Source organism: Pedobacter sp. 01N416, from assembly GCF_056399685.1.
Genome location: NZ_JBFTRT010000644.1, coordinates 1 through 4,203, shown reverse-complemented (window position 1 = coordinate 4,203; position 4,203 = coordinate 1). Strand labels below are relative to the sequence as shown.

Genomic DNA, 4,203 nt, shown 5'->3' with positions numbered 1-4,203 from the left:
TTATATAACTGATATTCGTTTGGTGCATAAAAAACAACCCAAATGGACTAAGGATACTTTCTCTCAATAAAAAACTTTAATTTTAAAAATCTAAAATTAATGTACTATATGAATTTAAAGCATAATCCAGCAGGGTTTCCACCTGCGCTCATCATCCACTGGGAAAAATCAGATGGCATCAATTTTGCCATTGCACTGGCAAGGATCACAGGCTGGATGCTTCAGGTAGATTGGTTAACTGGAAGCCAGGAAACAACCGAGGATGAAATGATACCTGTTCGTGCTTATGTGGAAACGAATCAGGATGTCGTTTTTGATTTTACGGGTAAGAAAAGTATTATAGCCTTTAACCAATATGTTATCCGGCCAGCTGCTGCAGGCAGGGTTAGGCCAGACAAGACTTATATCTCAACCCGTTGTTATCAGGAGGAAAAGTTAATAGAAATGCCTATGCGGGTAAAAGCTAACCAGGTGGAAATTGAGCGGGCAACAAAGGCCATATTGGCCAATCCTAATTTTTTAAAATTAATTCCTAAAAGACGAAACCCGGAAATCCCGGCTTACCTGGCTTCTAAATTTTCACATGGGAACTGTATTCCCTTTGCCCAGGCCTTATCTGAACTAACGGGGTCACCCGTTATGGGCATTTCAGTTTCCCGCTATCACCGCGATTGTGGAAATAAATTAGGTTTTTGCCATGTAGTTGTCGTACATCCGGATGGTATAGTGGAGGACTCATGGGGCAAACAGACCTTAAAACAAGTATTGGATAGATTTTATATTCTGGATTATACTATGACGGAAGATATTTATTTATTCCACCAAGCACGTCAGAAATTCGAATCTGCTCAGTATTATGAGGATGCTTATTTTCTCGCAAAATCTATTCTAATGCAAAAAACTGATAATTAACTTATTTTTTGACCGATTGTCTCACTTTATTTAAATATTTACCTTGTAATTCAATTAGCAACAATCAACCAATGACTAAAATTAACACTCAACAAAGCCTCAAGGCCCGGTTTCCTTGGATTGGTAAAGGATTATGGGGAATCTTGAAAATCATCCTTTTTATAATTGTTTTTGCTCCATTTCTTCTGGGCTTATTAAAGTGCTTTTTACTGCTTTTGGAAGATGATGATCGCTTTATTACCCTTACCGCTTATGGTTTTGCAATTTTTCTGGGGGTTTCGACAATGCTCTTCAACTGGCAACGGAGTACCAAAGATAAAAACCTAGCTGGAAAGCTTTACCGATATGCGGTAGATTCGGTACTTTGCTGTTTTTGTTTTTTGATGGCGGTGGTATGTAAATATTTATTTTCGGAAAAACTGGCCTTGAGCATTGTACTTTTTGATTTTTTAAAGGATTACTATTTTATCTTAAAATGGACATCATTTATCTGGCTGGCAGTTGTAATGTTACTTGCAGGGGATATTTTTATAAGTTTTTTCCATTTGTATGTTAAAGAGAGGGATAAGGAGGAAAAAACAAGCTGATTCTTAATCCACCGGTTCATCTGGAAATTTCATTTGAGTATCCATCTTTCCAAAGAAGAAGAATGGCGGACAAAATTTTTGTTTAAGATTTACCTCCCCTTTCATGTAATCATCAAGAAGGTTACCCGGAAGCAGGAACTCAAACATCATATTTCCAAAATATAACATACAGACGTGGGAGATGAGTTTGGTGGACGCGGTCATACGCTTAAATATCCGTATTTCTGGTCTGGGATATTCTAAAGGTAAGGCATATTCATGAACTGTGGCAAACAAGGAAAAATCTTGATTAAAGGCATTATCCAGTATAAAGAGCCTTAGGGGTTCATAGTTTGAAAGCTCTGATTCAGGTAATAGGCAATAAGCCATTTTACAAAAGATTTTGTAAACATTTATTGGAGTGTAAGGACTCTTCTTATAGGATAATTTTGCGCTGCCAGTTTTTAGATTAATTTCCAATGGCAAGCCCTCATTTTCCACTTCAGTGACTTTTGCCCCATACATGACTGTAGGCTTAGCGCTTAAGGGACTGCCTGGAACCTTAAACTGGGGAACCCTGTTTTTTTTTCCCTCTCTTGAGAACAAACTATTCAGCGGGCCTAAATAAGCTGATAGATCAGTTTCAAATGCAGAAAACCGGCTATTACATGCATCACATTCATCCTGACAAATCAGGGTTTTGTTTCCCAGAAATTCAGGAATTAGATGAGCATCCATTTTAAAGTTGACTTCAGGCATTCGTTTTTTACAAAACCTGCAACATCGTTCTTTTTTTGGTATCCAGTGTTTATTTGCTTCCTCCGGGCAGCTTACTAATACCTGGATGGCATAATCTTTTGCAAATTCCGCCAGACTATCCATGTGCTCAGGATTTGTATAGTAATTCAGTTGACCTTTATTCATATCTGGTAAGCGGTTATTTACCTTATTTACTTCAGACAAAATAACTAAAAGATTTCATTTTTTAACCGTTTAAGCAAAAACTCCATAGTCTGGTGGATAACTTATTTAGCTTGATGGACAGTTTGTTGTTAAATTAGCAACAAACGCTTTTCAAATGATGGATTATTCCAACTTATTACAAAAACTACGGGCCAAGCTAGGCAACAACCAGATGTCAGTTATGGTGGGTTCAGGATTCAGCAAAAATGTTAGTCCCCTCTTCCCCACCTGGTATGAACTGCTGTTAGACTTGATGAGAGCACAGTACGGGGCGGAACTTTCCCGGGAATATTATAATCTTCCACCTATTAAACGTAAACAGCACAAGGAAGAACAATATATAGATATTAGGTTTAAAGAATTACTACGGCAAAAAGGATACCTCCAGGTAGTTTCGGATTATATCCGAGAGCATTCCATTGAATCTATTGCTACATACATCGAAAAAAGAACACCTTATGTACATCAGGAACGGTCTCAAATCCTATTGTCTATGGGCGAAATCCAAAAGTCCCTAGATTTTGAGGATTTGGATTTGCACCGAGCATTAATTGGTTTGGGCTGGAACAATATTTACACAACCAATTATGACCATTTACTTGATATATGTGTAAGTGAACAACTTCCTAATGACCTCAGGAATGAAATCCAGCTTTTGGAAAAAGAAGTTGCTTCCCTATTACTGGAATATAGTAATTTCGAAAAATCACTTTCTGAAATTGAAGTCAAGATTTATGAGCAAGAGAACAATATAGGTATACAAGGCACGGATGGCATGACCACTTCCAAACCTGATGATTTGGAGGAACTACGAGAAAAAAGGGATAAAATTAATACACAACTCAGAAACCTCGAAAGACAGGCCAGTCTTAAAAGTAGTCAGATAGACAAAAAAGAAAAGCTACTAAATGACTGTTTTACAATTGTTACTGAGGCGAGTAAGCTGAAAATCAAACGGAATAAAAATATCATTAAGCTGCACGGCTCTTTACGGACACCAAAGCAGATTGAAAATTTTGAATTTGGTTTTGATGGGGACCATAAATGCCAGTACATTATTTCTCAGGAAGATTACGATCAATATCCTCACCTTCACGAACCATTTACCCAATTAATGCGAATTTCCCTTCTACAGGAGTCTTTTTGTCTAGTGGGTTTTTCGGCGGATGATCCAAATTTCATTGCATGGATTACCTGGGTGAGGGATGTGCTGCAAAGGGGCAATAAAAAAGGGGAACCAAAGGAGGTGAAGATCTACCTAATTGATGTAAATAACGACAAAATTTCTCCAGATCGTTTATTGTTTTTTGAAAACCATAATATCAAAAGGATTCCTTTGCAGGATGAGTCGCTCCAGGGGTTGCTTGCTTCCTTTATGGAAAAGGAAACTGGACAACCTACCTATAAAGATTACCTGAGCGCCTTTGTTTCATTTCTTGCGGACGATGATAATGCGGAGCCCATGATTCCACTAGCGGATACCACGCATATTTCAGAGTGGCAAGATATCTGGAAAGACCGGACAACTTTAAGAAGTGAACCTCGTCAGGACCCTGAAAAAGTACAAGAAAATTTAAGACGTTTAAAAGCTCTTGCAACTCCTATTTACATCCCAGACATAAGGTATACGGATACACAGCTCAGTTTTATTCAGTTTTATGATAATTACAGACTGCGGCGATATGATGCTAAAAAATCCAGCAAGTTAAAAGCTGGGATCAACCCTGCTGAAATGAAGCTGTTGGCTTTCGCTTTTAAGGAT

Annotated in this window: 4 protein-coding genes; 3 read left to right on the top strand and 1 reads right to left on the bottom strand. The window is 37.9% G+C overall.

Going from position 1 to position 4,203, the window contains the following annotated elements:
• Positions 1–108: 108 nt before the first annotated feature.
• Entirely contained in the window at positions 109–912 is an 804-nt protein-coding gene (locus AC1DND_RS25205; protein WP_477585285.1) for a hypothetical protein, read from the top strand.
• 71 nt (positions 913–983) lie between these two features.
• The gene (locus AC1DND_RS25200) at positions 984–1,499 is read left to right on the top strand and encodes a hypothetical protein (protein WP_477585284.1); all 516 of its coding nucleotides are present in this window, start codon (positions 984–986) and stop codon (positions 1,497–1,499) included.
• A 3-nt stretch (positions 1,500–1,502) separates the two neighbouring features.
• Here AC1DND_RS25200 and AC1DND_RS25195 read toward each other — a convergent pair whose 3' ends face one another.
• Positions 1,503–2,441: an HNH endonuclease gene (locus AC1DND_RS25195; protein ID WP_477585283.1), complete on the bottom strand. Its 939-nt coding sequence runs from the start codon at positions 2,439–2,441 to the stop codon at positions 1,503–1,505.
• A 115-nt stretch (positions 2,442–2,556) separates the two neighbouring features.
• On the opposite strand from AC1DND_RS25195, the gene AC1DND_RS25190 reads away from it, so the two are divergent.
• Positions 2,557–4,203 (top strand): SIR2 family protein (locus tag AC1DND_RS25190; RefSeq protein ID WP_477585282.1); only part of this gene is annotated, 1,647 nt, incomplete at its 3' end.

Excerpts from the sequence above, each read along its gene's own strand:
- AC1DND_RS25205 (WP_477585285.1), top strand. The coding sequence starts at position 109 with ATGAATTTAAAGCATAATCCAGCAGGGTTTCCACCTGCGCTCATCATC.
- AC1DND_RS25200 (WP_477585284.1), top strand. The coding sequence starts at position 984 with ATGACTAAAATTAACACTCAACAAAGCCTCAAGGCCCGGTTTCCTTGG.